This window comes from Allorhizobium sp. DMC15 (genome assembly GCF_056314065.1).
Genome location: NZ_JBQUZB010000007.1, coordinates 85441 through 112095, shown reverse-complemented (window position 1 = coordinate 112095; position 26655 = coordinate 85441). Strand labels below are relative to the sequence as shown.

29 protein-coding genes are annotated in these 26655 nt (G+C 56.3%); 15 read left to right on the top strand and 14 right to left on the bottom strand.

Annotated elements, in window-relative coordinates; translation table 11 throughout:
- Window positions 1-75: 75 nt before the first annotated feature.
- On the bottom strand, window positions 76-1437 hold the full coding sequence (locus tag ACT53S_RS22645) for a sensor histidine kinase (RefSeq protein WP_476068710.1): 1362 nt from the start codon (window positions 1435-1437) through the stop codon (window positions 76-78).
- A complete protein-coding gene (locus ACT53S_RS22640; protein ID WP_476068708.1) occupies window positions 1424-2101 on the bottom strand; it encodes a response regulator in 678 nt (225 codons plus the stop codon). The genes ACT53S_RS22645 and ACT53S_RS22640 overlap by 14 nt, the downstream gene beginning before the upstream one ends.
- On the opposite strand from ACT53S_RS22640, the gene ACT53S_RS22635 reads away from it, so the two are divergent.
- The 8 genes from ACT53S_RS22635 to ACT53S_RS22600 all read left to right on the top strand — a co-directional run bounded on the left by ACT53S_RS22635 (window position 2072) and on the right by ACT53S_RS22600 (window position 7531).
- Window positions 2072-2566 (top strand): hypothetical protein, encoded by a 495-nt coding sequence (locus tag ACT53S_RS22635; protein ID WP_476068706.1) that lies wholly within the window; start codon window positions 2072-2074, stop codon window positions 2564-2566. The two genes, ACT53S_RS22640 and ACT53S_RS22635, sit on opposite strands and share 30 nt — an antisense overlap.
- 109 nt (window positions 2567-2675) lie before the next feature.
- The gene (locus ACT53S_RS22630) at window positions 2676-3071 is read left to right on the top strand and encodes a hypothetical protein (protein WP_476068704.1); all 396 of its coding nucleotides are present in this window, start codon (window positions 2676-2678) and stop codon (window positions 3069-3071) included.
- Between the two features lie 87 nt (window positions 3072-3158).
- Window positions 3159-3380: a hypothetical protein gene (locus ACT53S_RS22625; RefSeq protein WP_476068702.1), complete on the top strand. Its 222-nt coding sequence runs from the start codon at window positions 3159-3161 to the stop codon at window positions 3378-3380.
- Window positions 3380-4840: a TolC family protein gene (locus tag ACT53S_RS22620; protein ID WP_476068700.1), complete on the top strand. Its 1461-nt coding sequence runs from the start codon at window positions 3380-3382 to the stop codon at window positions 4838-4840. The genes ACT53S_RS22625 and ACT53S_RS22620 overlap by 1 nt, the downstream gene beginning before the upstream one ends.
- Window positions 4841-4853: 13 nt before the next feature.
- Complete coding sequence (locus ACT53S_RS22615; RefSeq protein ID WP_476068698.1) at window positions 4854-6212, top strand: multicopper oxidase family protein; 1359 nt, start codon at window positions 4854-4856, stop codon at window positions 6210-6212.
- A gap of 29 nt (window positions 6213-6241) precedes the next feature.
- Window positions 6242-6718 carry a cupredoxin domain-containing protein gene (locus tag ACT53S_RS22610; RefSeq protein WP_476068696.1) on the top strand — a complete coding sequence of 159 codons (477 nt, stop codon included), beginning with the start codon at window positions 6242-6244 and terminating at the stop codon, window positions 6716-6718.
- Between the two features lie 25 nt (window positions 6719-6743).
- Entirely contained in the window at window positions 6744-7028 is a 285-nt protein-coding gene (locus tag ACT53S_RS22605) for a copper-binding protein (protein ID WP_476068694.1), read from the top strand.
- A gap of 53 nt (window positions 7029-7081) precedes the next feature.
- Entirely contained in the window at window positions 7082-7531 is a 450-nt protein-coding gene (locus ACT53S_RS22600) for a DUF411 domain-containing protein (protein WP_476068692.1), read from the top strand.
- A gap of 722 nt (window positions 7532-8253) precedes the next feature.
- On the opposite strand, the gene ACT53S_RS22595 is transcribed toward ACT53S_RS22600, so the two are convergent.
- From ACT53S_RS22595 to ACT53S_RS22565, 7 genes are all read right to left on the bottom strand, one after another.
- Window positions 8254-8799, bottom strand: coding sequence for a recombinase family protein (locus tag ACT53S_RS22595; RefSeq protein ID WP_476068690.1), 546 nt, complete (start codon window positions 8797-8799; stop codon window positions 8254-8256).
- A 224-nt stretch (window positions 8800-9023) separates the two neighbouring features.
- A complete protein-coding gene (locus tag ACT53S_RS22590; RefSeq protein WP_476068688.1) occupies window positions 9024-9719 on the bottom strand; it encodes a hypothetical protein in 696 nt (231 codons plus the stop codon).
- Window positions 9720-9907: 188 nt separating this feature from the next.
- Window positions 9908-11014, bottom strand: a complete 1107-nt coding sequence (locus ACT53S_RS22585; RefSeq protein ID WP_476068686.1) for an efflux RND transporter periplasmic adaptor subunit — start codon at window positions 11012-11014, stop codon at window positions 9908-9910.
- Between the two features lie 255 nt (window positions 11015-11269).
- Window positions 11270-12763, bottom strand: a complete 1494-nt coding sequence (locus tag ACT53S_RS22580; protein WP_476068684.1) for a TolC family protein — start codon at window positions 12761-12763, stop codon at window positions 11270-11272.
- Complete coding sequence (locus ACT53S_RS22575; protein WP_476068682.1) at window positions 12763-13962, bottom strand: ABC transporter permease; 1200 nt, start codon at window positions 13960-13962, stop codon at window positions 12763-12765. Before ACT53S_RS22575 ends, ACT53S_RS22580 begins: the two co-directional genes overlap by 1 nt.
- Window positions 13959-14660, bottom strand: coding sequence for an ABC transporter ATP-binding protein (locus tag ACT53S_RS22570; protein WP_476068680.1), 702 nt, complete (start codon window positions 14658-14660; stop codon window positions 13959-13961). The genes ACT53S_RS22575 and ACT53S_RS22570 overlap by 4 nt, the downstream gene beginning before the upstream one ends.
- Before the next feature lie 596 nt (window positions 14661-15256).
- On the bottom strand, window positions 15257-15793 hold the full coding sequence (locus ACT53S_RS22565; protein WP_476068678.1) for a hypothetical protein: 537 nt from the start codon (window positions 15791-15793) through the stop codon (window positions 15257-15259).
- 334 nt (window positions 15794-16127) lie between these two features.
- On the opposite strand from ACT53S_RS22565, the gene ACT53S_RS22560 reads away from it, so the two are divergent.
- Entirely contained in the window at window positions 16128-16256 is a 129-nt protein-coding gene (locus ACT53S_RS22560) for a hypothetical protein (protein WP_476068676.1), read from the top strand.
- A gap of 183 nt (window positions 16257-16439) precedes the next feature.
- Here the strand turns inward: ACT53S_RS22560 and ACT53S_RS22555 are convergent, their stop codons facing one another.
- Genes ACT53S_RS22555 through ACT53S_RS22545 form a run of 3 tightly spaced genes read right to left on the bottom strand, consistent with a single transcriptional unit; the run spans window position 16440 to window position 18227 of the window.
- A complete protein-coding gene (locus tag ACT53S_RS22555; RefSeq protein WP_476068761.1) occupies window positions 16440-17588 on the bottom strand; it encodes a site-specific integrase in 1149 nt (382 codons plus the stop codon).
- Entirely contained in the window at window positions 17572-17991 is a 420-nt protein-coding gene (locus ACT53S_RS22550; protein ID WP_476068675.1) for a type II toxin-antitoxin system VapC family toxin, read from the bottom strand. Before ACT53S_RS22550 ends, ACT53S_RS22555 begins: the two co-directional genes overlap by 17 nt.
- Entirely contained in the window at window positions 17988-18227 is a 240-nt protein-coding gene (locus tag ACT53S_RS22545; protein ID WP_148169330.1) for a type II toxin-antitoxin system prevent-host-death family antitoxin, read from the bottom strand. The genes ACT53S_RS22550 and ACT53S_RS22545 overlap by 4 nt, the downstream gene beginning before the upstream one ends.
- Window positions 18228-18414: 187 nt before the next feature.
- Between ACT53S_RS22545 and ACT53S_RS22540 the strand changes: the two genes are divergently transcribed.
- On the top strand, window positions 18415-19557 hold the full coding sequence (locus ACT53S_RS22540; protein WP_476068674.1) for an RHE_PE00001 family protein: 1143 nt from the start codon (window positions 18415-18417) through the stop codon (window positions 19555-19557).
- Window positions 19558-19678: 121 nt separating this feature from the next.
- On the opposite strand, the gene ACT53S_RS22535 is transcribed toward ACT53S_RS22540, so the two are convergent.
- Window positions 19679-20674: a CBASS cGAMP-activated phospholipase gene (locus ACT53S_RS22535; protein ID WP_476068673.1), complete on the bottom strand. Its 996-nt coding sequence runs from the start codon at window positions 20672-20674 to the stop codon at window positions 19679-19681.
- A gap of 126 nt (window positions 20675-20800) precedes the next feature.
- Here ACT53S_RS22535 and ACT53S_RS22530 point away from each other — a divergent pair, with 126 nt between their 5' ends.
- From ACT53S_RS22530 to ACT53S_RS22520, 3 genes are read left to right on the top strand one after another with little or no spacing between them, the layout of a single operon-like run.
- Entirely contained in the window at window positions 20801-21934 is a 1134-nt protein-coding gene (locus ACT53S_RS22530; RefSeq protein ID WP_476068672.1) for a CBASS cGAMP synthase, read from the top strand.
- A complete protein-coding gene (locus ACT53S_RS22525; RefSeq protein WP_476068671.1) occupies window positions 21927-23609 on the top strand; it encodes a ThiF family adenylyltransferase in 1683 nt (560 codons plus the stop codon). Before ACT53S_RS22530 ends, ACT53S_RS22525 begins: the two co-directional genes overlap by 8 nt.
- On the top strand, window positions 23594-24058 hold the full coding sequence (locus tag ACT53S_RS22520) for a Mov34/MPN/PAD-1 family protein (RefSeq protein WP_476068670.1): 465 nt from the start codon (window positions 23594-23596) through the stop codon (window positions 24056-24058). The genes ACT53S_RS22525 and ACT53S_RS22520 overlap by 16 nt, the downstream gene beginning before the upstream one ends.
- Window positions 24059-24355: 297 nt before the next feature.
- Here the strand turns inward: ACT53S_RS22520 and ACT53S_RS22515 are convergent, their stop codons facing one another.
- On the bottom strand, window positions 24356-24616 hold the full coding sequence (locus ACT53S_RS22515) for a hypothetical protein (protein WP_476068669.1): 261 nt from the start codon (window positions 24614-24616) through the stop codon (window positions 24356-24358).
- A gap of 68 nt (window positions 24617-24684) precedes the next feature.
- On the opposite strand from ACT53S_RS22515, the gene ACT53S_RS22510 reads away from it, so the two are divergent.
- Both ACT53S_RS22510 and ACT53S_RS22505 read left to right on the top strand, forming a co-directional pair.
- Window positions 24685-25458 carry a hypothetical protein gene (locus tag ACT53S_RS22510; protein WP_476068668.1) on the top strand — a complete coding sequence of 258 codons (774 nt, stop codon included), beginning with the start codon at window positions 24685-24687 and terminating at the stop codon, window positions 25456-25458.
- Window positions 25458-26420: a DUF4238 domain-containing protein gene (locus ACT53S_RS22505; protein ID WP_476068667.1), complete on the top strand. Its 963-nt coding sequence runs from the start codon at window positions 25458-25460 to the stop codon at window positions 26418-26420. Before ACT53S_RS22510 ends, ACT53S_RS22505 begins: the two co-directional genes overlap by 1 nt.
- Window positions 26421-26655: the final 235 nt, after the last annotated feature.

Genomic DNA, 26655 nt, shown 5'->3' with positions numbered 1-26655 from the left:
TAGTCGCCTCCTGTTGGGCCGCGCAAAGAGCGATGGCAACCTGCGCGCAGAAATTTAACATTAGAGCGATGACCGCTATCGAGGCACGGCTATTGGCAGTTCGATGACCACTTTGAGCCCTGGGCCGTTGTCCTGAAGTCGAGGTTTAGTACCATGTAGCTCCGCGATCGCTTTAACCATGGCGAGGCCAAGCCCCGAACCCGGGGTAGTCCGACTTTTGTCTAAACGATAAAAACGGTCGAAAACTTTGTCGTGTTCGTCTTGAGGAATGCCGCTTCCGTCGTCTGAAACGCAAAGCTCGATATGTGCCAGCCGGCGCGAGAGTTCAATTGTGATTCTAGACCCGCTGGGAGTATGACGTAGCGAGTTGGTCAAGAGATTAACAATCATCTGCCTGATCAGATCGGGATCGCCTTCCACCGAATATGCACCGTTCTCGACGACCTGTAGCGCTATTTCGTATCCGCCATCTGCGGCGATAGGTTCGTAAATTTCGTAGAGTTCGCTGATCAGGGGCCTCAAATCGAATTCGCGAAAATTGATGCTGCGGTTCCGCGCTTCAATCTGCGCGATACGAAGGAGGGCATCGAAAGTGTCTGCGATAGTCTTTAGCTCGGCTAAAGCTGACGATACTCCATGCTTGGCCTCATCCAAACGCTCGCAGGCTAGTATGTCGTCTAATAGGAGAAACGTTCGGCCGATCGGAGTTTTGAGGTCGTGTGCGATGTTGGTGGTAATCTGCTTCATTCCGGTCACGCTGGCTTCCAATCTCTGCAAAGCAACGTTGACCTCGGATGAGAGCACGTCGATATCGTCCATACGGGAAGAGACCGGCAGTCGTTTGGCCAGCTCACCGTGTCCAATTTGATGTGCTGCGCGTGAGAGATCGAGGATGCGCTGTCTAGTTCGATAGGCCAAGAATGCCGCGCCACTCATGCCAAGGGTCATGATGATCACTGTTGCCCAACCAAAGCTCGTCAACACGGCTCCCGCCAAGTGGTCAGTGTCGCCGTAGCTGATGCCAACGGTCAGATCAAATTCTCCGAGGCGACCCCGGAAGACCTTGTAGTGATATGTGTTCGCCTGCTGGTCCTTGGGAAACAAAACCGAGAAGCCGAGCGGCACCTGAGCCAGGCTGGCGTTCCCAGCGATTTGCTCTCCAGCGGGTCCGCGCAAAGTGTACAAGGTTTCTTCGCCTTCAATGGCGGGACCGTGGCTCTCGATCATCTGGATTGCGCCGCCTAGACCGCGGGCTTCGTAGGCAGAGGAGATCTCTCGGTACCGTTCCGTGACGTTCGCATCCAGTCGCGTATCCAGGAACCGCAAAACCATCTGATAGGCCGAGATCGTCGCTGCGGAATGAGCAACGCTAAATAGAGCAATGTATATTGCGGCCAGGCGGACGGCGGTGCTCTTGTATAGATTACCCGCGAGCATGGAGCGTGTAACCGGTGTATTTCACGGTGTGCAGAAGAGGCCTCTCGAATGGCTTGTCGATTTTTGCCCTTAGGCGGCTGATGTGTGTTTCCACCACCGAACTTTGAGGGTCGAAGTTAAAGTTCCAGATTTTCTCGAGCAGCATCGTCTTTGTAAGGATTCTGCCTTCATTTCGCATAAGCAGTTCTAGAAGCGAGAACTCGCGTGGCAGGAGTTCCAGGCGCTGACCTGACCTAGATGCCGTTCTCGTCACCAGGCACACTTCGAGGTCACCGACTCGCAACTTTGTCGTTTCAGATACAATTGGCGGGCGTCGAACCAGCGCATTTATCCGGGCCGTCAGCTCGGAGAAGGCAAAGGGCTTCACTAGGTAATCGTCAGCCCCTGCGTCTAGTCCCTCTACTCTATCGTCCACGCTACTCATAGCTGTTAAGAAAAGCACTGCTGTTCGTACTGATGCGGCACGCAGGGATTTTACCAGGTTCAAGCCATCGAGCCCCGGGATCATACGATCTACTACGATTACCTCGTACGTCGCGTCCAATCCGGCCGCCAGCGCGTCACGGCCGTCTTTCAGCCAATCAACTGTGTGCCCCGCCGAACTCAAACCCTTTTCCAGGTAGCTCCCTGTAACTTGATCGTCTTCTACGAGGAGTATCTTCATCTGAAACATTCTTTCCAACACGGCTTCTCACAGAGCCAAAGCCCACTCTCGACGCACGCCGAATTAGGCAAACTTGCGGCGGTGATCACCGTCGCAGCTTACAAATTTGTAAATTCAGCGACAGGTGGCGGACAAACAGGCGCTTTAGGTTTGGGACGCTGCACGAAAGCAGTGCTAAACGAGGAAAAAGTTATGATGAAACGAACCGTAATCGCCGCAGTTGCCCTGATCTCCGCGAACTCTGGCGCATTCGCCTACACTCTGCTGAGCGAGTCTGCTCCGCCAATCTCAAAGATCATCCAGGGACATGGAAATCCGGGAGACTCGGCGACGTCGAAGTCTGATCCAGACGTGACTTTCCGTGTTCTCGATAACGGCTGGGTTGAACGTACGAACAGCCGTTATGGCTCTGTAGCGATTATCGACCCGCAGGCGGAGTATCTTCGTAATAGCCGCAGCCGCTGATGCCCGTTCGGGATTGCATGTGTGACTAAATTGCTGCACACGCTCCCCCCTAGGCGGAGTTGAGAGCGAGTTGCTTGACAATGGTCAGAAGTTGGAGGCTCTATCGGGCATGAGCGGAATTCGTCGATTCGCATCCGCAGCGTTTGCGCTGGCCCTTCGTGCGGTGATTATCGTGTCACTCGCAGGGTATAGCTTGTCTGCGGTCAATGCGGCGATGCATCTGGAACTGCCGCTCAGCTCTCAAGATGTCGATGTTGACCATTCGATGTCCCATGGCGGTGGTGACGCCGCCATGGACGACACTGTTGCCTCCGACGATGGACACGATCATGCGGGTTCCGGCGGATCAGATAAACAGTGTTGTCAAGACTACTGCTCAGTGGCTGCCATTGACTGCAATGTTCAGGCGGCCGACCACCGTCGCGTCGAGATTGTCCGGGTCATCGTCGATGACGCAGATAGCTCGGGTTTGGCGCCGCGGCTGCATCTGCCTCCCAACATCTGAACGATAGATAACCTTCTTTGGGCTTTGCTGTGTCCTTGCGCCTCGACGTGCTTTGACGCGCCTTTCATCTATTTTCGGATTCCCGCCATGAAACGTATGTTCCTGATGGCTGTTCTGCCACTCTTCGTGAGTGGATGCGCATCCACGCTGCCCGAGGTGGTAGCCTCTTCTGACAATCCGGACGCGGCAGTCGCCGTCGTGCCGAGTGCCTATCAAAGCCCGCTGGGTTCCTACTCGCACCGCGAGCCCGTTGACCCTAAGCCTTGGCGCGGTCTGAATGACGCTCAGGCTCCGAACGGAGGTGCATAATGGGACTGCGTAAACTCAAATTGATGTCGGCCTTGGTGCTGCCAGTTTTCGCCAGCGGCTGTGTTGGCACAATGTATTCCATGAAAGATGCGGGCTTCACCGATGTTGCGGCGAAAAGTTCGGAAGTGACCGGGAAGCAAACTGCTTGGGTCCAAAATCAACAGCAATCTGCGCAGGTTCGCGAACGGGTGCGAGCACTGATGGCGAAAAAGACCATTGATGTTGAGACCGCGGTGCAAGTCGCTTTGCTCAACAACAAAGGACTTCAGGCATCTTATGCAGATTTAGGTGATAGCGCCGCGGATGCCTGGCAGACACAGCTGGCTGTGCTCCCCTCGTTCTCGGTCGGCTTGTCCGGAATCGGCACACCGGGCCTGGAAGCATACCGCGTCCTTGAAGGTGCCATTGCTGCAAACATCGTTGCTCTGGCGACATATGACAAAAACATCAAATTGGCGGAAATGCGGTTCAGGCAGGCGCAGCTTAATGCGGCCTTGGCGTCGATTTCGCTTGCGGCCGAAACTCGCCGGGCATGGATTAACGCTGTTGCAGCTTGGGAAAACGTTGCCTACTTGAACCAGGCGAAGGCAACCGCTGACTCGGCATCTGAACTGGCAAAGAAGCTAGGTGAAGCCGGGTCGCTGACGAAGGCCGATCAGGCGCGTGAGCATGTTTTCTACGCCGAACTTGCTGGCGAAACGGCGAAGGCGCGCCTAGAGGCAAAGCTGGCCAAGGAGGAATTGATCCGGCTCATGGGTCTGTACGGAACGGATATCGATTTCCAGGTTCCCAACAGACTTCCGTCCTTGCCCAAGTCCCTCATCAAGCGCGATGACATCGAAGCTGAAGCCATTCAAAAGCGAATGGACCTTCAGATTGCCCGGCTCGAGCTTGAATCTACCGCTCGTTCTTACAAGCTGGAGGACGTCACCCGGTTCGTTACGGACATTGAGCTTGTAGGAATGATAGAACAAGAACGTGAGCTTGAAGATGGGGCAATTCACCGGAGTATCTCGAAGACAGGCTCTCTCGAGTTCACCATCCCTATCTTTGATACCGGACAAGCGCGGTTGCGCAAAGGCGAACTCGCCTATATGCGCGCAGCCAACCAGCTCGCAGAGAAAGCGGTGAACGTACGCTCTGAGGCGCGGTCTGCATATCTGGCGTACCGCTCGACTTACGACATAGCTCGCCACTACCGAAATAGTGTCTTGCCGCTTCGTAGCGCCATCGAGGAGCAGTCGCTGCTGACATATAACGGCATGATCACCAGCACGTTCGAGCTGATCGCGGATACTCGAGAAAAGATCGATTCTACAATGCTTGCCGTCAACGCGAAACGTGATTTCTGGCTTGCAGAAGCAAATCTTGCGCCCGTCATTTACGGCGGAACCATGGGCTCGGCTACAGCCGAGGCTGAGGTTGCTTCAGCCGAAGACGCGCCGGCCGGCGGTCACTGAGAAAGGACAGACTATGTTCAGCAGAAGACAACTTTTGGGAGCTGGCGCCGCGGGTGCGGCCTTGGTTTCATCGCAGGCTTGGGGCCAGACGTCTAACATGGGACTGCCAGAAGCTGCCCTCATGGATTCGGCAGCCACCCAGATTCCAGTCCGACCCTCCACCGGGCCCGATTACAATCCGGTCGTGACCCTGAATGGATGGACGCTGCCGTTCCGGATGAACAACGGCGTGAAGGAGTTCCACTTGGTCGCCGAGCCGGTTGAGAGAGAAATGGCGGAAGGAATGACCGCATATCTCTGGGGTTACAATGGCCAGTCTCCTGGGCCTACAATTGAAGCCGTAGAGGGCGACCGCGTTCGAATTTTCGTAACCAACAAGCTCCCGGAGCATACCACCATCCATTGGCACGGCATGATATTGCCGTCCGGCATGGATGGTGTTGGTGGGTTGTCACAGCCCCACATTCCGGTCGGCAAAACGTTTGTCTACGAGTTCGATCTCGTAAAATCGGGCACTTTCATGTACCACCCGCACTCGGACGAAATGGTGCAGATGGCGATGGGCATGATGGGATTTTTCGTCATTCATCCGAAAGATCCGACCTTCATGCCAGTTGACCGGGATTTTGTGTTTCTGCTGAGCGGTTACGACATCGATCCGGGAACCTACGTTCCGCGTGTCATGGAAATGACCGATTTCAATTTGTGGACGTGGAACAGCCGGGTATTTCCAGGCATCGATCCGTTGGTCGTCTCAAAGGACGACAGGGTCCGGGTGCGTGTCGGCAACCTGACGATGACCAACCATCCGATCCATATGCACGGATACGATTTCGAGGTGACGTGCACAGATGGCGGCTGGGTCCGGCCGGAAGCACGCTGGCCGGAGGTCAGCATCGACATCCCGGTAGGTGCGATGCGAGCGTACGAGTTCGACGCTAAGTATGTCGGTGACTGGGCAATTCACTGCCACAAGTCGCACCATACTATGAATGCGATGGGACATGACATTCCAACCTTTATCGGCGTGGACAAGAAAGAGGTTGCGAAAAAGATCCGGCAGTTCCAGCCGGAGTTCATGCCCATGGGTACCGCGGGCATGGCAGACATGGGTGAGATGTCAATGGAAATACCGGAAAACACCGTGCCAATGATGACCGGGTGGGGTCCCCACGGTCCGATCGAAATGGGCGGGATGTTTTCCGTTGTAAAGGTCCGGGAGGGTATCTCAGCAGGAGATTACAGCGATCCGGGTTGGTACGAGAACCCGCCCGGTACCCAAGCCTGGGAGTGGACTGGATCGCTACCGGAAGCCCCCAAAGCAAAAGACGCTCAAACCAAACTCACTCCGAAGCCGTCAGATAACGGCTGACGATCCCAATCCAACACAAGGAAAAAAACATGAAAACTGCACTTATCGGCCTCTTGCTGGCAACTTTCGCGTCACCGGTGTTTGCTTCAGGCGAACACGCAGGCGGGCACGGTGAAATGGTTGTCGGACAGCCCGGCGACAAGTCTAAGGCAACGCAGACCATTCGCGTGACCATGAAGGAGACAGATGACGGGAAAATGATTTTCACCCCGAACAACTTCAAGGTCAGAAAAGGGCAAACCATAGTCTTCGCGATCAAGAACGCTGGCGAACTCGATCATGAATTCGTCCTCGACCAGGAAGACAAGGTGATGGAGCACAAGGCTGTCATGGAAAAGTTTCCAGATATGGAACATGACGACCCGAATGCCATCAGACTTGCACCGGGCAAGTCCGGCGAGATCGTGTGGACCTTCACAAACGATGGTGTGTTCAAGGTCGCCTGCCTCGTTCCAGGCCATTATGACGCCGGGATGCACGGGGACGTAACGGTCGCCCAAAAGTAGTCAAAGTCAATCTAGGAACAGTAACATGAAAATTCTGCTGAAATTCGCTACCGTCGCTGCGATCGTGATCGCGTCCGCCGTGGGTGTCGCCGCGCAGGAATTCACGAAGGGTACCGTGAAGAAGGTCGATGAAAAAGCCAAGAAAGTGACGCTCATCCATGAGGAGCTGAAGAACCTTGAGATGCCGGCAATGACCATGGTCTTCAGCGTTGCCGACGATAATGTGCTCGCCAAAATGAAGCAGGGAGCGACTGTCGAGTTCATCGCCGATCGGGTCAACGGAAAGCTGACCGTTACCCAAGTAAAGTGACGTGAAGGCCGCCGCCGGAAACCCGGAGGCGGCCATTTTTAGCGGACGGTCAAATGAAACGAAGACAGTTCTTATGTTCGGCAGTCGTGGCCAGCATCTTGCCGACGTTGGCAATGGCACAAGGCACGACTTTGGTGGTTCAGAAGGATCCGGAATGTCCATGTTGCGAGGCATGGGCCGAGGCCTTCGAAGACGCGGGCTACCAGGTGCAGGTTCGAAATGTAGAGAATATCGATGCAGTAAAGGAAAAGCTTGCCATTCCCACTGACGTCTGGGGCTGCCACACGGCAACAGTCGATGGCTACTATCTCGAGGGACACGTGCCCCTGGCAGCTGCCGAAAGGCTTCTGAAGGAGCGGCCACTCATCGCGGGATTGGCGGTAGCAGGGATGCCCAGGGGATCCCTCGGGATGGGCTCAGATCGTGCCGCCTCTTACGATGTCATGGCAGTTCCTAAAAATGGATCGAAGCCCTATGTTTATTTTGAGGTACGGCTGTCGTAGTAGAGTCGGCTAATACGAGTCATAGTGGTATGCGATCATATACCTTGTGCGGGGTGCATCATGACGCCATACGGTCGGCGATCAACACGTAGATCGACAAGGTTGGCATCTAAAGCGAACAAGGCTGTAGCCCTTGTCGGTCTTTCGGTGGGCTTGTTGTACAGCTTAATTCTGGTGGCACGGACGCTCTTGAACCCATAGGGTTGGCGTCAATCCTGTTACGCTGGCGAGATGGGCCCCCACGAGATGTACAAGGCGCTTCATCGTCTATATACTAGTCGTGGATGGAATGCAGCTTTGTTGTAACGGTCCGCGTGACCCGAAACGGTAACTGCAGGCGGCAGAGGCGAAGGTTACGGCCGAGGGTTCAGTTCCGAACTCACTTCGGTATTTGCTTTGGCTGAGCTGGCCATATTCTCGATCGCGACATTCGTTGCTTTAGCGACCCTCGCATTTGGAATGGGACCGCTCTTGAAGCAGTCCGCGGCGTGTCCACTCACCTAGTGGCACATATGGTTCTGCTAGCCGGAACTAATGAGAGCGGCAGGCCAGCCGATAATGCCCCGAACTATTGGATGCAGCTGAATGAGGCCCAATCGGCGAGTAATTCGGGAGCTGAGTTCCACAATTCGAATGATGCGTTATGGTATTACGTAACGTAAACACTCGCGGTGAAACCGCAACGCCTGCTTCCGGCGCTATGTCGCCATCTCGCCCTTTGATCATGCGTCTCTAAGGGCCCGATACACGCTCGCCCGACCTATGTTCAGGGTCTTGGCAATTTCTGTTGGTCCCATCCCGTTGGATTTAAGTCGGCGGATCTCAGCAACATCAACATGGGGCTTCCTGCCTTTGTAGACCCCTCTGCTTTTTGCTGCGGCGATTCCTTCCATCTGTCGTTCTCTACGAAGGTTCGTCTCGAACTCAGCAAATACGCCGAGCATATCAAGGAAAGCCTTGCCGGCCGCCGAGCTGGTGTCGATTGGTTGTTCCGTCGCTTTCAGCGTCACCCCTCTTTGCTTGAGCAGCCGTACGATGTCCTGCAGATCCCCAACTGACCGCGCCAGCCGATCGACCCGCGTTACGACCAGGCTGTCACCCTCGCGCATGAATTCCAGAAGCGTGTTAAGCTCCTTCCGATCCTGCTTGGTCGATCCGGATTTCTTTTCCGCCCGGATGACCGTGCACCCCGCCGCCTTCAGAGCCGCCTCTTGAATCGCCAGATCCTGATCGATGGTGCTGACCCGCGCATATCCATAAATTGCCATGAAACGTCTCATTAGGTTCTAGACCTTCAGTGGATAGCGTCTCATAACTGCAAAATCAACCCAAATGATACACTGATTTGTGTCTCACGGACATTGTCTCAGGAGGTATAGCCTACTGGAACGCGATCGATTACGATCAAATGGGGCTAGGGTCACCATCGCTTGTGATTATCGTTTGGCGGCCGGAGCAGTACAATGTCACCGCATCCCCAGGTAGCATTGCGTCAGCCAGTCATTCGCTGGCTCAAAATCTCCCTTCTCAACTTTTTGACTTTGCTTGCAATGAAAGGGTCAAACGAACTTCTGTGAGTGGTGACACCATAAGCTTCGAGAAGACGTACTACGGGCTTAGGGTATGGCAAAACCCGAAGCTCGCCTTTGAACTCTACACCCCAGTGCTCGGTGAAGGTAAACCTTACCAGCGCCAAATCTCCCGACTTCGGAAACGGCGAAGGGCTGACGAAAGCTTTCATCGTACGTCGGAATTTTTTAAACAGCTCGATCCTGTTCTTGCCTTCGTACGCGACAAACAATTTTAACTCGCCCACCTGTGTTACTCTTGCGGATTGAGGATGGTTCAAACGGTTGTCAGCTACAAGTTTGTCTGATGTATCCATAACTATGGACGGTTCAACCAATCCATAGCGACCAAAAGTACCGCCAATGACTTGCCTTGGGCTCAACGTGTCACAAGCTACATTCCCCAATTCGAATTTCGGCGAACTGAAAGGCAGCACCTGCTCCATAAAAAATCCCGGGGGTATCGCTTCGCGAGGTAATCTAAGAATCTGACCGCTGTCAGTGGGGGTTATTTCCAAATTTACGTCACCTAAGGCAACAGCATCTTTGACCTCTAAATATTGATCGAGCGCGTCTTTAAACGAGCACAGCTCTACAATGGCTTCATCTAAAATACGCACCTTAATATCGTTCCTTTATTTTTGAGTAGGTAAAATTATTCGATCCGTGTTGGTTGGATTTGGATGAAGGCTAGGCGTCAGATGGCATATTCCGTAATCAATGGAATCGAACAGTAGGTTAAGCCCGGGCACTTCGGGGGGCTGAGATAATTTCCGCAGCTGGCCTGACCTTCTGGAAAGCAGCAGATTCATGGTGGTGAAAAAACAACGTCACCAGCAGACAACCCTGACACAACTTCTACGCCAGATGGGAATGTTGCGCCAAGTACAACCGGCTGAAAATCAATCTGACCGTGTCGCAGCAGCTTGACTTGAGGTCCAGCCTCGCTCCGAATTATCACTGATGGTGGTATGATAAGCGCTGCCTCGTTCGAATAGGTCTCGATTGTCATTCGGGCCGACATACCGATGCGGATTGCTCGGCGCAGTTCTTTGTCTTCGACCACGAACGACGCTCTGATGTCGAAGGAAGGTGGACGACCGCTGTTAGCTGATCCTGCCGCTTCTGCACTGACATTGACAACCTGCCCATTGATCGCATGATCGGGGAAGGCGTCACTGGTAATGCTAACCCTTTGGCCCAGCTTCACCCGATTGACGTCTATTTCGTCAACCGAGCCAGTCACGAGAAAGGTGCTGGTGTCTGCGACGGAAAAGAGTGCCGCTCCTCGAGTGACGCTTGCCCCGGGCTCTGTTGCGAGTGGGGCGTCTCCGCTCTCGTTAATCGGCGTCCTTGTCAGTATGCCTGCCACGGCTGTGGCAACCTTCGCGCCAGCCATCTGCTGCTTCAGATCATTGAGTCGGCTCTGCGCATTTTCAAGTTCCAACATGACAAGTTGGCGATTGTCGTCGTTGCCGCGCATCAGCGTTGCGGTCAGATCGTCCTTTGCGCCAGCGACTGTGTTACGCTGCGCATCGCGCTGCTGAACCAGCCCTTCGTATTCATTTCGGGACACTATCCCCTGATCCAGAAGGGACTTCAGTTCGCTGACTTGCCGATCAAGCATCGATAATGAGAGTTCTGCCGCTTCAAGCGATCGGCGCGCACGCAGCACGTCCGGGCTGCTGTCCCATTTGCTCAGTGCCTCGGCAGCAATGGCTGCCTTGATATAGGACGACTGCGCATCCCGGTAGCGGCTTGCGATCTCGCTGGTGTCCATGACAACCACCACATCACCGACGTCGACGTGATCCCCGAGTTGAAACCGCTTTTCTCGGATCACTCCATCGAATGGGGCCACGATCGCGATTGCCTTGCCGGCGCTAATAGTCCCGGTGATGTCGAGGTGTTGCACTACGGACTGTGGCTGGACGATAAACTCTCGCTCTGTCGGAACTGCTGTCTCCAGAGCGCTTGCAGGGGGGGCGCTGTCTAGCCCCCAGGAGAAGGCACCGGCAGCTAGCACGGACGCTACACTTCCAGCAGCAATAGCTGACCAAAGGATCGATCGGCTTGTCTGATCTGATCGGACGGGCCGAGAAGAATTTTCGTGATCGCCGTACGTTGTTGACGTTTCGGGCATTGGGTCGCTTGTCAGTTTCGTCATGGGTCAGTTTTTCAGAGCAACGCGCCAGGTGTCCAGCGTTGTGCCCAGTTGAAGGTCAAGCCGTGTCAGGGCATTGAGATAGCCGATCCTGGCGGCAAGAAGCTGGTTTTCCGCATTTCGAAGATTGTCTTCCAAGGATCGAATCTGGAAGGTGGTAGAGCGACCGGCGTTCAATTTCACCTTTTCGATGTCGATGGCATGTGCGGCCAGATCACGTGATTTCTCGGCGGTTGCAAGTTGCTGCCACAACAGTCGTACTTCTGCAGCGCTTCCGCGGATCTGCGTTTCTATCCCTGCACGGATTTCCTCCAATTGCAGCTCTGAACCAAGATAGGTTGTGTCGGCCTGAACGAGCCGCTGTTGCCGCGAAAGGTCGTTGATTGGAAAGGTGAAGCGCAGGCCACCGCTTATGTCTGAAATCGGCTGCGTAGAGGTGCCACTTGCAAATTCTCCACCGAACCGACCCCTTGCGAACAGTGAGATATCCCAAAGCTGTTCATTCTTCGCAACGGTGATACCAAGGCGATTTTGTTCTACTACGTGCAGCTGCCCCTGGTAATCTTGCCTTTTCGAGAGAGCTAAGGGGATCAATCGGTCAAGGTTCGCGTCGATCCACTTCAGTGCCAGGACTTCCTTCGCAACAATCTTCGTTCCGAGATCCAGGCCGAGCAGGTTCAGCAGCGCGAGCCTCGCCGCTTCGATCTGTTGCCTCGCCTGCAGCACCCTGAGCCGTTGATTCTCCAAATCGGCTTCCGTCTGTACCGAGTCCATGGCAGCCATTCGGCCCGAGGCGATCAGAGCTCTGTTGATGTTCAGTAACTCCTCACCACGCGAAACGGAGTCCTCCGCGAGTGTCAGTTCTTCCTGCGCCAGCAAGAGCTCGCGATGGGCGAAGATGATGCTGCCGATTGTCTCGGCTACCGTAGCCTTCAGTCGGAGTTGATTGATCTTTTCTCCTTGCCGAGCTTGTTGCACCGGCGCCATGTTCACTTCCACCCCTGCGCCACGCAACAATGGCTGTTCCAAAGAAACTTCGGCTGCGGAGGTCAGTGTGCGGCCGCCATCTTCAAGTGAGGCAGAGTTGCCCCATCCGAAATCAAAGATGGCGCCGGTCTTCGTCTGCAACGACACACCAGGGGAGACATCAATCGTGGTACTGGTAACATTTCCAATACGCTGACGTGCGATCTCACCCGATACCGAAAACTGCGGGCTGAACCGGTCTTCGGCAACACGTAGATCGAATTTTTGGGCGACCCGATCGATATAGGCGCTTTTAATGCTTCGGTTGTTGCGAAGGCCGAGAAACACCGCATCGGCGAGCGTCATCTGTGCGCCTTCAAGCCTGGTGCGCTGCGTCAGTTGCTGTTGGCTGGCGGTTTGCGGGATGAAGTCCGGGCGAGGGGAAGGGATCGGGATGTTCGTTTCGGCGGCCGCACAATAGGTCATCGCCGATACGCACAAGAACGCCGTGAGAGGTAATTGAACAGACTTCATTACTCGCTCCTCAAGGCGGCGACAGGGTCGAGGCGCGAGGCAAGGAATGCCGGGTAGATCCCGAAGAACAGTCCAACGACAAGCGCCATGCCGGCGCCGAGCGGGACGGCGAGTGGTGCGGGTTCGAACTGCCAGTCCGAACCGCTGGCGAATAGCCAACCAGCGAGGTAGCCGAGTGCAGTCCCGATTGCACTGCCAATCGCTGCCAGGAAGAGCGTCTCGCCGAGGAACATAAGGCGGATATCTTTACGCCTTGCGCCGAGTGCTAATCGTAAGCCGATTTCCTGTCGTCGCTCCATCACACTCATCAGCATCACGTTCATGATGCCGACGCCGCCGACAACCAGTGACACTGCGCCGATCCCGAGGATCAACGTGGCGTAGATCTTCATCTGTTGCTCAATGTTGGCAATCAATTGCCGGGCAGTCGCGACATGCATGAACCCATTCGTGACCAATGGCTCGAAATATCTTGCAACAGCCTCAGCCGTTTGTTCGTCATTCGCACCTGATGACAGTCGCCCTGCTACTTGGGAGATGGCCACTTGCGAAGTGACGCGTCGCGCTGCCGCAAACGGGATGATTACGGAGCGGTTGAGTTCGAGGTTTAGCAAAACGTTGGGCGGTGCATCCTGAAGGACACCGATTACCGTGAGGTTCTGGCCATTGAAAGTGATCCGTTCGCCCACGGCAATTTTGTCCTCGTTGGGTCCTTCGAGACTGAAGGCAATTTCTGCGCCGAGGACAGCGAAAGGAGAAAAGCCATCGAGGTCTGATGTGAGGCGCCCATAGGCAAGCTTTGCCTTAGCAAGCGCATAGATCCCGTCTGTCGCCGCCAATATGTTTGCCTGAACGTCAGACCGTCTCGCTCGTATGTCTCCACCGGTCTGCACCATGGCAGAAACGTCGGAAATCCCAATGCCCTGTCGAGGTAAGGCAAGCACGTCTACTAGCCCCACCTCTGCGCCAGTATTCCCTGAGGCTTGCGGCTGCATCAGTACCAGATCAGTTCCAAGTGCCTCGAATTGCCTCAACGCCTCCCGGCTTGCATTGTGTCCGACATGCAGCATAGCGACCACGGCGGCGGTGCCGATGGCGATCCCCACGAGCGCCAAAATGCAACGACCTTTGACCAGCCGGATATCTTCGATCGTTTCTCGAATGATTTCCACAGTGATGCCCGATGCTGCCCGAATCATGCGCACACCAAGCGTCCTGCAACGGCAGTATCCTCGACGATCTGGCCGTCTCGCATCAGTAGTCGACGCGGGCAGGTTGTGGCGATCTGCGGGTCGTGCGTCACGATTACGATAGTCAGGCCGAGGTCCTCGTTTAGTCTGAGAAACAGGGACATGATGGCCTCGGCGGAGCGACTGTCGAGATTGCCCGTCGGTTCATCGGCCAGCAGTAGGGACGGCTTACCCACCAACGCACGCGCGATTGCCACACGCTGACGTTGCCCACCGGAGAGTTCGTCCGGGCGGTGCATCATGCGATCGACAAGCCCCACTTGATCCAATGCGGCGGCGGCCATCGCGCGACGCTCCTGTTTGCCTATTCCGCGGTAAACGAGTGGCAGGCATACGTTGTCGAGCGCGGTGTAACGGGGCAGCAGATGAAATGATTGAAAGACGAAACCGAGGAAATGATTGCGTAGCTCTGCCACTTGGTCCGCGACCAGAGCGTCGGTGACAAGACCACCGAAGCGGATAGTGCCGGCCGTCGGACGATCCAGTAACCCAATGAGATTCATCAGGGTTGTCTTTCCCGAGCCAGATGGCCCCGTAAGTGCGCAGAATTCACCTTGACCCAAGTGCAAGTTCACACAGTCAAGAGCAACGCGGCGGCCGACTGCTCCGTTGCTGTATTCCTTTCGCACGTTCTGGATGGTCAGCACTTGTGAGTTTCCGGGGCAAAAACACATGTCTCGCCGAAAGCGAGCAGAGAGTCGAGTGCATCAACTCACATACGGCAATTCACAGTAGATTAAAGCTCGCCAAGCGAGCAGGATTCTTTCGCATGTAACTTTAGAGGGTTCTTTTATGCGAAAATCAATTCACGTTATCGCTGCTGCCATCTCATTGTTGTCGACAGGGGCAATGGCCGCCGATTCTAGCCTTTCTGCGTGTGGCTTTGCGCCGTACATCTCACAGACTAATGTCACATATACCACGAACTACAACACTGGCGTCCAATCTGCCGGCAGCACTCTCAACCGAGTAACGGCAAAGATGAACTATGACGCTCCTTCGTTTGGCACGCTGAAAATGAGGATATGTCACCAGCAAAAATGCACGCCGTGGCAAGAGTATACAACTCCGAATTTCGATACGACGTTCTTTCTTAATCAAGATGCAAACATCACAGTAAGAATGGAAGCCCGGGTTGAATACAACGCCACGCGCTTGGTGAATCGATCAGGAAAGTCAAGCTGCGCTACAGTCTATTATACAACCCCCTGAGGCAGCCGACCTGAGGCGCGTTCGGCGCGCCTCAGGTCGTAACCAGGTTCATAAGTTCCGCCACGGTGTCATCTTCAGTTACAGTGGGTGCAGCAGCCTTGTTCAGCTCTTCGAGAAGTTGGTCTATGAAAGCGCTGGAACCGGGCACAATATTTAACGCTGAAAGGAACGCACCCACGTTTTCAGCGGTTAGTTCGCCGTCCAGGTATCCTGAAGACCGGAAACTAGCGACATCGACTATGAAGTCAAACGCTTGATTTACGGCAGATTGATCAGCCTTCGCAGGGGGAAACCCATCATCGTCCAGTACAACTAAACTACCCCCTAAGCTGAGCATGTTGTATCCAGTCATTTGTTTGAATAAATCTGTGTCCGCTTTGGTGGGATTAACACTATCGGTCTTCCCAACTAGGCTAAAACTGCCTCCGTTAAGCTCCAACACGATTGCATACGCGGCAAAACTAGTATCTGTCCACCCACTAGCGCGAACGTCAAAGCTATAAGTGCCGTCATCGTTTTCAGTAATTCGGTCACTTACGGTTGCGTCTTCGCGCAGGTTTTCGAGCATTTGTTCAAGAAGTGGTTTCTGCTCTGATTGCGCTGCATGGTTAGATGTCTGGCCCTCATTCCTAGAGGCTCGTGTCGGGGCAACATAAGACGATGACGAGTAGCTAGATTGTATCTGCATCCTTGAACCTCAAAATAGCTAAAATTGCGCGAACAGAAGTGATAGGTGCAGCATGAAGTTGCAGCCTTGCGCGAGGCTTTTGCACTACTTCAAGTAGTGGCGCCCCATCGGATTCTGAAGGTGAGCGGCAATTCAGAGTAACATGTTGCCAGGGCTCGATCCTTAAGCTTGCCAGCAAGCATGGGCTGATCCCGAACTGGTGAAAATCAACGCCATGGCACAGGTGGTCAAGACGCTCGTGGTCGACGGGCAGGAGGCGGATACGAGCGTAACTCTTCTCAACGAGCCCGAGCGCAATCCCGGGCGGGGATATGAGCAAGAACAGGAAACTGTTGGGGACTGATCAGCCGATCGCCGCCGCAGGACAGAATGCGGCGACGGACACTCTGCTGCCTTTGAAGCCATCAACTCACGCGAAAATCTATCATCAAGAGCCTTTTTGAACTGGCGCCATCAGTTTCGTTCGCTAGGCGTCTCGGTTGTCGAAGTTCGAATGAAGCTCTGGAGGCCGATATTTCTCAATCAATCAATCAAGCATGCGCGATGCTCTGCTGCTTCGCCGTTGTGCGTGATTGTAGTACTCCGACGCCTGCTGAACGGATCGATGACGTGATTGCTCCATGGCTTCCGGAAGCGGGATCCCTCGGTTGGCGGCTTCAGTGAGATAGCCGGACCGCAGTCCGTGGGCAGAAAACTCCGCAGGATCGAGCCCTGCCATCTCAACGCGCTGCTTGAGAATGTCGCTGATCGCCTTCGGATCCAAGGGCCGGCGCGAAACATTGCCCCACCGATCGATCGCCCGGAAAATACTGCCGCTTTCGATCCTGGCAAGTGCGAGCCAGGCATTCAGCGCGTCGACGGGCCGGCCGGTGAGGTAGACGACTTCTTCATTGTCCGCGCCGCTGGTCTTGGTGCGTCCCAGGTGAATAGACAGCGAGGGTAGGGGAGGGGCGCCATCAAGCTGGATCGGCTCTTCCGGCTGCAACTGCTCTTTTCGGAGGCCAGCGATCTCGCTGCGACGCCGGCCACCTGAGGCAAAAGCGACCATCAGGATCGCCTTGTCCCTGACATCGCGCAGATTGTCGGTTAGGCATGTGCCAATCAGCTTCGACAGGACATCGCCTGTCACCGCCTTGGCGCTCTTGCGTCGTTTGGGACGTGGTGTTGCGCGCACGGCAAGCCGGATGGAGGACCTGAGGGCAGGGGAGCTGAAAAAGCCATTGAGCCCGCGCCATTTCGTCAGCGTCGACCAGGTGGCAAGGCGCCGGCGCACGGTGTCAGGCGCATGCGGACCGGGCGATCGTAGAAATCCTTGAATGCGGAGCTTGTCCTCGACGTCATCTGGCATGCCATGATCCGGATCCGTCAGACGCTTTTGCGCATCCCAGAGATGGTGGGCGACAAACTTGAGAAGCAGAGCTTCAGGTGCGGGCCAGGGGAGCGATCGTCCGGTCGCGGCGAGGGACCATGCCTGTAGATAGGCCAGATCAGAGGCAAGCGCTCGCAGGGTGTTTTCGCCCATGCCCTGGTTGACCAGATGGCGCAGCGTCTCGACATCCTGGTCGGTTAGAAGTTCCGCCAGTTCGTCGCGCCGCTCCATCGGAAGCACTGCAGCGATGGTATCGAGTTCGGCGACGCGCCTGGTCACCGGAGACTGTTCAGTCCCCATGCGCATATGGCCCGAGGACGGTGAGACCTTCTTTGCGAGCCGCATTGGCGAGTTTCCGGTCCAGAGTTGCCAAAGGCAAATTCCTGTTGAGTGCCAAAGAGAGATAGGCTGCGTCGTAGGCGCTGATGACATGGCTTGAGGCCAAGAGCAGGATCGAGCTGTCGCTGCCAATCCCGGCATCGTCGATCGGCAATCTGCGCAGCCTTTCCATGGAGATCAATGCACCACCCGTTCCGAGGCGACCTCGGCGTTCGGCCATTGCAAGGATATTGCGAACTTCGAACCAGAATAGAGAAGGGGCGATGCAGGCATCCGATATCGTCGCGACCAAGGCATCGGCGGAATCGGTGAATTCCTCTGGAACCAACCAGGCGATTGCCATCGATGCATCGATCACAAAATCCGTCACCGGCGCCCCTCGTCGCGCCACGCCATGATCTCCTCATGCGTTACGGGCTGCATCTTGGTGCGCGCGGCTCGGACTTCTGCGAGCAGAATTTGCCGATCGGTCTCCTTGCGAACGCGCGAAAGCCGCACAATCGGATCGTTGCCCCGGGCGATGATGACCTCTTCGCCGGCCTCGACACGCGCCAACAACTCCGACAGATGTGCCTTGGCCTCTGAAATCTTGACGGTGGTGCTCATCGACGCCTTCTCCAGCTCGGATTCCCAAAACTTAGGCGCTGTCTTGAGGTTGGTCAACCTGTCGGACTCGATCACCTCCGATAAGGGTTACTTATCGATTGTTAGAGCCCCAGCCAGCGATCATACCATGTGAGGAACCGTAAAATTCATATAGAGTTCCTATAAGAAGTCATTTACCATAATTTCAATGGCTTACGATCTCGCGAAAATCAGCATTTCAAACTTGATGGGGCCCGCCTTTGACGCGGCCGTCGCCATGACCCGTCTCGACGAGCGCATCGCCCGTTCGCCAGTCGGCGCGGGCTTTCTTGAGCGGTCGCAGTTCACAGATGCATGCGCCTCGCTGTGGATTGACGGCGAGCTCGTTCATCTCGAAGACCTCGTCCTGCACGACGCCACCCGCGATATCCGCACACCCACCCACGAACTGACAATCGCTCGCGACGTCCTCCGCACCCGCCGACGCATTGCCGGCCAGCTTCCCGCTTGGGCGCTGTCGGCTGAGGGTGTCCGAACTTTGCGGCAGACGTCGGACATCAATCCGGGCTCCGCCACCGGGGTGGCGGAGCCCGCTGGTGTCACGCGACCTCCGGTCTCCATCGCTCCAGAAGGTGAGAGGGACGATGGTGACGACACGAGAAATCTGCCCGGCGTCGACTATGCCGCCATCGATGCGGTGCTCGCCCGGTCAGAAGCGGCGATCGAGAGCGCCGCACGGCCGGGGCACGCCGGCGGTAACCGTTCGGCCGAAAAGGATCCGCTGGTCTACGATCTGGACTGGGACGAGGATGCCCGGCTGGATGAATGGCGCGTTGTGCTGCGCCAGGCCGAACACCTTCCAGCAGCGCTGAAGGCCATCGTCGCCTTGGATACGTGGAACGAGCTTTCCGTGCTTCAGCACGCCCCTTGGCTCGGCCGGCTGTTTTGTGCGTCGATCCTTCGCCAAGCCGGCATTACGTCGGGTGCTCATCTCGCGGCGATCAACCTCGGGCTCAAAACCATTCCGGTCGATCGACGCCGTCACCGCGATCGCGAGACACGGCTGATCGCCATTGCCCACGGCCTTCTGGCGGCCGCTGAGATCGGCATGAAAGAGCATGATCGGCTGACACTCGCTCGGCAGATGATGGAGCGCAAATTGTCGGGAAGACGAACGTCGTCAAAACTGCCGGAACTGGTCGAGCTGGTCATGGCAAAACCGCTTGTGTCGGCCGGGATGGTGGCGAAGACGCTGGAGGTTACGCCGCAGGCGGCGCGGCGGATCGTTTTGGAGCTCGGCCTCAGGGAGATGACCGGGAGGGGGAGGTTTCGGGCGTGGGGAATTTTGTAACAAATACTATGGGGTCCGCACCAAGAACGAACTGGGGAACAGGCTGAGCGGGGCGCGATCGATAGATAAACTCGCTGAGTCTCGCATCGTTCATGCTCTGCCTTTACGATCGATTCGATCGCTACCGCGAGGTTGTCGCAGCCTGATTGGCAACAAACTCTGGCGGAACTGGCTTATGGCTGAGGAAGGCTTGGATCTGTGGCCGGGCGGCGACGTTCCTGTAGGAGCTTTCAGCTAATCCGAGCAATGTCTTCCGTCTCTTTTCGTCCGCTATGTCGAGGCCGAGATCTGACGTTTGCTCGTTCGAGGGCTCTTCGTCTATTCGCAGGAAACGATCCTTGAGCTGCTGCGTCATCATGAAGCGAACAAGCTGCTGCTGGCTCGTCATGACGGCAGACAGAAGACGGTCCTTTCGAAACCAGGAGATCGCGCCGAGATCGGACCCGAGCGAATTCGGCAAAGAAAACTTGGAGGAGGTCGTCCCAATACTGAGGACGTGTACGTCGGCGACGTCCTGTCCGCAAAAATGGGTGGCTTCATGCAGCGCGCACAGGTCCGGCGCGTTGGCAACGATGCCGCCGTCGACGTACCGGGAATTGCCGATTCCAGCCATCGGGAAAAAATACGGGGCCGCCGACGTCGCCATCGCGACATCGGCAGCGAGAAGATTTTTGTCCCAGACAAGGCTCTCGTGATGCGGGGTTTTGAACATCTGCACTTGCCCTGCACTCATGTTCACGGCGGGGACCAGCAGTCTCGTTTTCGCATCGCCGATGAGCGCACTTCCACCAATTACCTGTTCGATGGCCTTGCGAAGTTCGAGATTCTGGTATTTCGCTCCGTAGGGCTTTTTGATCCTCGAAAGAAGCCTGCCGACCATCGAGTTGCCACGGGGGAAGATATCCGCCCCGCGATCCAGGAACACCCGCTCAATGTCCGCTGCGCTCTTGCCGAGCGCCAGCCCTATAGCGATTATCCCGCCGATCGACGTGCCAGCGATCATATCGAAACATTGGCCGATCGGGCGTCCGGCCTGCTGCTCGAGGTGCTTGAGAACGGCTATCGTGTAGAGCCCACGATAGCCGCCGCCGCTGAGCGCCAAAATTCTGAAGTCCATACTTGAACTCTCTCTTCGCAATAACTACGTGATGTCCACATATCGCACAATTGCTGCCATTCGCATACTACCAGTAGTGATTCTAGACTTTATTTGGCTGCCGACACACCGGGGGACTCGGGACACATGGCAAACGTATCCAAGCTTCTATACTCCACGGTGGCCGATATGTCCTTTCTGTTGGAGATCGAGCCCGACGACGAAGCGAAAGCCGTGCTGCTTAAAGCCAAGAGAAAAATACGCGTTCGCCTCAAGGAAGCCTTCGCCGAAAAGAGCGAGGAGATTTTTGGGCGCGCCATCCAGCCGAGGTTCTTCACGCAGGGTAGCCATTCCTACAAGACGTTGAACTATCCGGCGTGGCCGCCGGAACAGCAGATGGACCTCGATGACGGCTGCTATCTGCCCCTGTCGTTCGTGAAGGGTGCCCGTCCGTCGCAGGCTTCCGCCCTATTCTTCGAGTTCGTCGACGGCGTGCTCAAGGATCTCGCGGACGAGGAAGGCTGGGACTTTACCGAGAAAGACACCTGTTGCCGCATCGTCATCAGCTCTATCGCGCATATTGACATCCCCCTTTACGCGATCCCGGATAGCGAGTTCTTGCTGCTCGAAAAATCGATGAGCGCGAATGCCTCTTTCGCGGAGGACCGCCGTGCCGACACCTGGGAGGCTCTGCCGTCGGACAGTGTGCTGCTCGCTCATCGCAAGGAGGACTGGAAGGTCTCGGATCCGCGCAAAATCAGGACCTGGTTTCTCGCCGCGGTCGGCGTCTACGGAGAAAAGCTGCGTCGCATCTGCCGGTATCTCAAGGCATGGCGTGATCACCACAAACCCCACCTGAACGGCGTTTCCTCCATTCTCTTGATGGTCTGCGCCTGGAAGGCGTTTGAAGAGATCAGGCGACCGTTTATTCCCGACCGGGAAGACCAGACACTGCTGGCTGTTCTCGAAAGGCTCCCTGGCTACCTGGAAAACGCGGTACCGAATCCGACGGACAAAGACGAGGATATCAACCGCCTGTCGTCCGAGGACCGGAAGACAGCGGCCCGGTACGCTCGGGAATTCGCGGCCAGCCTGCGCAACACGATAAACGCTGTCACGGATACCTCCAAGGCCGTCACCGCTACCCAGCTCTCGCTCGGACCCCGCGTCCCCGATAGGCCAGACCTCGTCAGCGTCGCCGAGACAGCCAAGATTACCGTGCTTTCGCAGCCCCGCAAGGAAGTCGCCGCCCCGGTCGTCGGCAGATCCCAGAGTGGTTGACATCGACGCCTCCGCAACTCAGCGGGTTCATGACGCACTCACACAACGGGGGTTCGAACGCGACTGGTGCAGCGAGCGCGTGATATATTTCGGTGTCCTTGACCCCGACCTGCTCCGGGTTCCCGTCAGCATAGACGTAACCGAGCTGGATTTTGTCCGACCTCCACCGATCAGGGTAAGGGAGGGATATGATACTGCGGGGCGTCGGCTCCCGCATCTTCTCGATGAGAACCGGTCTTTCTGCTACTACGCTGCCGGAACGGTCGTCCTCGACCGCTACAATCCGGGCGGAACGGTTCTCCAGTGCCTGCAGCAGGCGGACAACGTCATGCGCCAGTCCGTCAGCGGAAAATCTGACGACGATTTCGCCAACGAGATGCAGGCCTACTGGTCTTCTTCCTTCGTCCTCGTCGATCTCCCTGTCGGGTTTACTGGCCGAGCAAAAGTCCGTTATCTGGACCTGCGGGCCGGAGATACATCGACGGGGTCCCTTTGCACGGAGCATTCGTGGCTATTAGACGCACATCTCGCCAACGGTGCTCCGATCCCCAAGGGCGACGAATGCCTTGTCGTATCGACCGACAAGGCGATAACGCTCAATCCGGATGCAGACTGGCCGCCGACCTCGCTTTCTGACCTCAATTCTTGGCTCAATTGGCTGGATCCCGCACTCGTCGGCGTCCTCGAACGAAGTTTCGTGCGGGGTGAAGGAGCCAAGAGATGGGTTGCAATCAGGGCTCCGAACGGTGTTTTCATCATCGACGCGTCACTTCCGCCGATGTTGCAGACGGAGGAATTCCTCAAGTCGCGGCGGACCGGCCTGCCGTCCGCGCTTCGCAAGTTTGCGGCAAAGACAATAATAGGACGGACGATCGGCATGCCAGCGGATACCGATTATATCTTCAGCCGCAACCTGGGTGCTAGGCAGAACCTGGCAGGCAAGCGCATCCTGCTCATCGGGGCTGGCACGATCGGCGGCTTCCTCGCGCACCAGCTCGCGCAATCCGGGGCGGGAGAGGGCGGCGGTCGTTTGACGATCGTGGACACCGACGAACTGAGAACCGCTAATCTCGGGCGTCATCTCCTCGGGCTGCCATATATAAACGTCAACAAGGCCGAGGGTTGCCGAGCGTTTATCAAACAGCAGCTGCCTATGCTCGACGTGGAGGCTAGGCCCGAGGACGCGTTGAAGATCGTCTCCGGCGCATATCTACCCTACGACCTGATCATTGACGTCACGGGCGAGGAGGCGCTGTCGCTCGCGATCAACGAGAGGGCCGTCCGTGCAGATAGCGGCTGGCCGCCTGTCCTGTTTGGATGTCTTCTGGGAAACGGCGCTCTCGCACAGGCGATTCTGGTCGACGACCGAGAGCACGCCTGCCTCAAATGTCTCAAGCCCGCGCTATCCGGCGCCTCACGCTTTCCGTCGCTCAGGCAAGGCGTCGAGGTGGTCCGAGGACGCAACATGGAATGCGCGGATCCGAATTACATCCCTTACCCGGTTACCCGATCGGTGGTGGCCGCCTCTCTAGTCTGCGAGATGGCGCTTGCATGGGCGGCAGGTTCGATAGGCCAGCGCTTCCGCTCCCACCTCTTCGACGCCTCGCAGGCCTACCACGTCAAGGATGGAAATCCGGACCCAACTCGAGAATGCCCCGCATGCAGCCGGATCTGATCTTCTCGACACAATCCGGCGCTTTCGTCCTTCTTCCCAGCCCGCTCGCAGACATTATGCGGCGTTTCACTGTCGGAGACGAGGCGCGGACCGAAGCGGGTGGTATTCTGATCGGTAGCCATCGTGGCGACCACATCGAGATAACTGACTGTACCACTCCGCTTCGCCGCGACGTCAGAAAACCGTATCTATTCGACCGGAAAGACCGCGGGCATCATGTGGCCGCCATAGCCGCATGGACGAAGAGCCTCGGCAGGAAGAGTTTTGTCGGCGAGTGGCATACCCACCCGGAGGATTATCCAACGCCGTCCGGAATCGACCGCGCCACCTGGGAAGGCATAGTCGCTACGTCCGCCGACACCAGGGTTTTCGTTATCGTAGGCAGAAATGATATCTGGGCGGGCATGAGTGCGACCGGAACGGTCGTGAGAATGTCAGCTGTTAAATGAGCTGTGATTGATATTTTAACGGGGTCTTCCTTACATTGTGTGGCCAGCAAATCCTTGGTAGTTACGTCGCAGTGTTGGGGGATGCAAACTAGGTCGAGATCGTCGCCTGTTCGGGCGTAAAGGTGCAAAACGACATCAGCCCATGGCTTTTGCATTCTTCCGGCACTGACAATGCATGTCCGAGATAAGTCGGCTGGGGAAGATGCTCTGGCAACAGAGATTTTGGTTTTTGCCGGCAAGATTCACGGCCACGCGGCGATGAGTTGCAAGCTTGTGCCGATCAAGATCATTCCGAAATCAATCCGGAATGATTGTCCTTGCTCCGTTACTCAGGCGGTCGAGCCGCATCGCTTCGCCGCTAGCGACCAGCTTTTTGTGTAGAACCGCTCGGTGCACCAATCCCACCGCTCGACCGCGGCGCCGGTCGTCCAGACCAGTATCGACGATGCGTATCTCGTCATTGACGGTCGTCGGTACGACGGAAGCTGCGCGGCTGACGAGAGCCAAACCGTTGCGCTCGATGCGCTGGTTTTCCTTTTCGCGAATGGTGCGGGGCATTGGCAAACTCCACGTTTCATGCGGATGATACCAAGGCGAGATTCGGGCTCAAAACCGGGAGGAAACTGGTGGTCGTGAAGGCAATAATCGACCATCCGGTGTCGGATTGGGTCTATCGGCGCGCGAATGAACGCCTTGAGGGCAGGGCACTGGCGTGCGCGGTGAACGCACGAAACCATCTGGTTCGGGCGCAGCGAATCGCAGACGAGGGGATCTCGAACACCATTGCCTACTTCTGCGCGACACATGCCACGGAAGAGGCCGTCGCATCCTTCATCGCCTCGGCAAAATCTCATGGCTACCGGAAGCTGGCAGGGAAAGTGAATATCCATGATCATGCGCAGAAAGCTGTGGTGGCGGCATACGTCCAGATTATCGCGGGGCATGCAGAAGAGATGAAGCTGGCCGTCGCTCATCACCCGGCTAAAGACGAGGTGATGACGAGGGTCAAGATCGACGGGAGGGATAGCTATTTCCCATTGTGTCTGCGGCTGTTTTCGTTCAACGAGAACCGGGAAGACTCATCCTCAGTTGCGGCATTCCAGGCTTTCTCCGGCTGGTTTCCGAGCTTAGAGGCGATGGTGGACAGAGTTCACGACAGGGCGAGCTTTCGTGATAAAGCACTCTATGCGGGAGATGAGGGAGGTCCTGCTTTATCGAGTGATCAGCTGGATGCAGGCTTGCGGGAGCACACGTTTCTGACGCTCGGCCTGATATGGGCGGCGATGGACGTTACCTATCACACGGAAAAGGAACCGTTCGTCGTTCAGGTTCTGGGCGCGGCTGCGTCAGTTATCGAACAGGTCAGGCCCCCGAAGGTCTGCAAACACTGCGGGAAATAATGTCAGGCACCGTAAATCACCACTTCATTCCGCAGTTCTACCTGCGGGGCTTCAGCGATGCGGCCGACCGGCGGAAGGCGCAGGTCTTCGTGTTCGATCAGTCGACAAAGAAGTCGTTCCGGACGCTTGTCAGAAACATCGGTGCTCGCCGAAATTTCTTCCGCATCGAGGCAGAAGGGTTTGATCCGAATCATATCGAAGACGGGATGGCAGAGATCGAGGGCGAGATCGCCCCACGCTTGGCAGAGGTCATCGCGACAAAAAGCTTTCCTTCAGACGACCATTTCACGTCAGTCATGCTGCTGATGGGAAACGTGGCTGTCCGAAATCCGCGGTTCCGATCGATGCTGGAGGACTTCCACATAAAAGTGGCTGGCGGAATGATGAGGGCGTCGCTCCAGGACAAGGAGCGATACCAGGACTCGATCAAGCACTCGCGGGAGGGCGGTGCCCCTATCCGTAACGATATCAGCTATGAGGATATGAAGGCCTTCATTGATGGTGGGAATTACAACATCGCGATCGACCAGACGTATCTGATAGGCCTGGAACTCGGGGCGGTTCCGACATGCGTTGAGCAGCTCGCCCGACGAAGCTGGTCATTTGTCTCGGCGCCAGAAGGGGCGACATTTTCTACATGCGACGACCCTGTGGTCCTGGCATGGTCAGATGGAAAAGATCGAGGGCCATACTCGCCGGGCTTCGGCCTGGAGGGCACGACTGTCATGTTCCCCCTCTCGCCGGAACTCGGTCTCATCGGCCTGTTCGTAAAGCAGCCGCCTAACCGAGACTTTCGCCGAGACCAGGTCGCCGGGATGAATACGAGCATAGCGAAGAATGCCACAAAGCAGCTCTACGCTAGGGACGGCGAGTTTGAACTGCACACTCGGACGGAGCCATACACTCGCGGGAAGGATCTTGCGGCCGCGCTGGGTAGGCAGGGAAAGGCAAAGGGCAAGTAGGATAGAAAATGTTGATTTCCACTGAGAGCTGACCCAATGCATCAATCTCTGCGATGAAGCGATCGTTTAGAGGCTAATCCGCGGGCCGCGACGCTACTGCACCAGGAGCACGAGATTGTCTCGGCTGTCTAGGAGCTCGGGATCAACAAGCGGGAAAACGCCGCACGCCACGATCGGCGTCCTGAAGAGCATGGCCAAACTTTACGGCAATCTCAGCGGTGCAGCCCACGTTTCC

Coding starts and splice junctions, on each gene's coding strand:
- ACT53S_RS22575 (WP_476068682.1), bottom strand. CDS start 13,962: ATGATTCGGGCAGCATCGGGCATCACTGTGGAAATCATTCGAGAAACG.
- ACT53S_RS22505 (WP_476068667.1), top strand. CDS start 25,458: ATGTCAGGCACCGTAAATCACCACTTCATTCCGCAGTTCTACCTGCGG.
- ACT53S_RS22565 (WP_476068678.1), bottom strand. CDS start 15,793: ATGCTCGAAAACCTGCGCGAAGACGCAACCGTAAGTGACCGAATTACT.
- ACT53S_RS22520 (WP_476068670.1), top strand. CDS start 23,594: ATGCAGCCGGATCTGATCTTCTCGACACAATCCGGCGCTTTCGTCCTT.
- ACT53S_RS22595 (WP_476068690.1), bottom strand. CDS start 8,799: ATGGCAATTTATGGATATGCGCGGGTCAGCACCATCGATCAGGATCTG.
- ACT53S_RS22605 (WP_476068694.1), top strand. CDS start 6,744: ATGAAAATTCTGCTGAAATTCGCTACCGTCGCTGCGATCGTGATCGCG.
- ACT53S_RS22540 (WP_476068674.1), top strand. CDS start 18,415: ATGGCTTACGATCTCGCGAAAATCAGCATTTCAAACTTGATGGGGCCC.
- ACT53S_RS22625 (WP_476068702.1), top strand. CDS start 3,159: ATGAAACGTATGTTCCTGATGGCTGTTCTGCCACTCTTCGTGAGTGGA.
- ACT53S_RS22515 (WP_476068669.1), bottom strand. CDS start 24,616: ATGCCCCGCACCATTCGCGAAAAGGAAAACCAGCGCATCGAGCGCAAC.
- ACT53S_RS22600 (WP_476068692.1), top strand. CDS start 7,082: ATGAAACGAAGACAGTTCTTATGTTCGGCAGTCGTGGCCAGCATCTTG.
- ACT53S_RS22640 (WP_476068708.1), bottom strand. CDS start 2,101: ATGAAGATACTCCTCGTAGAAGACGATCAAGTTACAGGGAGCTACCTG.
- ACT53S_RS22615 (WP_476068698.1), top strand. CDS start 4,854: ATGTTCAGCAGAAGACAACTTTTGGGAGCTGGCGCCGCGGGTGCGGCC.
- ACT53S_RS22620 (WP_476068700.1), top strand. CDS start 3,380: ATGGGACTGCGTAAACTCAAATTGATGTCGGCCTTGGTGCTGCCAGTT.
- ACT53S_RS22555 (WP_476068761.1), bottom strand. CDS start 17,588: ATGCGCATGGGGACTGAACAGTCTCCGGTGACCAGGCGCGTCGCCGAA.
- ACT53S_RS22630 (WP_476068704.1), top strand. CDS start 2,676: ATGAGCGGAATTCGTCGATTCGCATCCGCAGCGTTTGCGCTGGCCCTT.
- ACT53S_RS22545 (WP_148169330.1), bottom strand. CDS start 18,227: ATGAGCACCACCGTCAAGATTTCAGAGGCCAAGGCACATCTGTCGGAG.
- ACT53S_RS22535 (WP_476068673.1), bottom strand. CDS start 20,674: ATGGACTTCAGAATTTTGGCGCTCAGCGGCGGCGGCTATCGTGGGCTC.
- ACT53S_RS22560 (WP_476068676.1), top strand. CDS start 16,128: ATGGCACAGGTGGTCAAGACGCTCGTGGTCGACGGGCAGGAGGCGGAT.
- ACT53S_RS22580 (WP_476068684.1), bottom strand. CDS start 12,763: ATGAAGTCTGTTCAATTACCTCTCACGGCGTTCTTGTGCGTATCGGCG.
- ACT53S_RS22610 (WP_476068696.1), top strand. CDS start 6,242: ATGAAAACTGCACTTATCGGCCTCTTGCTGGCAACTTTCGCGTCACCG.
- ACT53S_RS22645 (WP_476068710.1), bottom strand. CDS start 1,437: ATGCTCGCGGGTAATCTATACAAGAGCACCGCCGTCCGCCTGGCCGCA.
- ACT53S_RS22530 (WP_476068672.1), top strand. CDS start 20,801: ATGGCAAACGTATCCAAGCTTCTATACTCCACGGTGGCCGATATGTCC.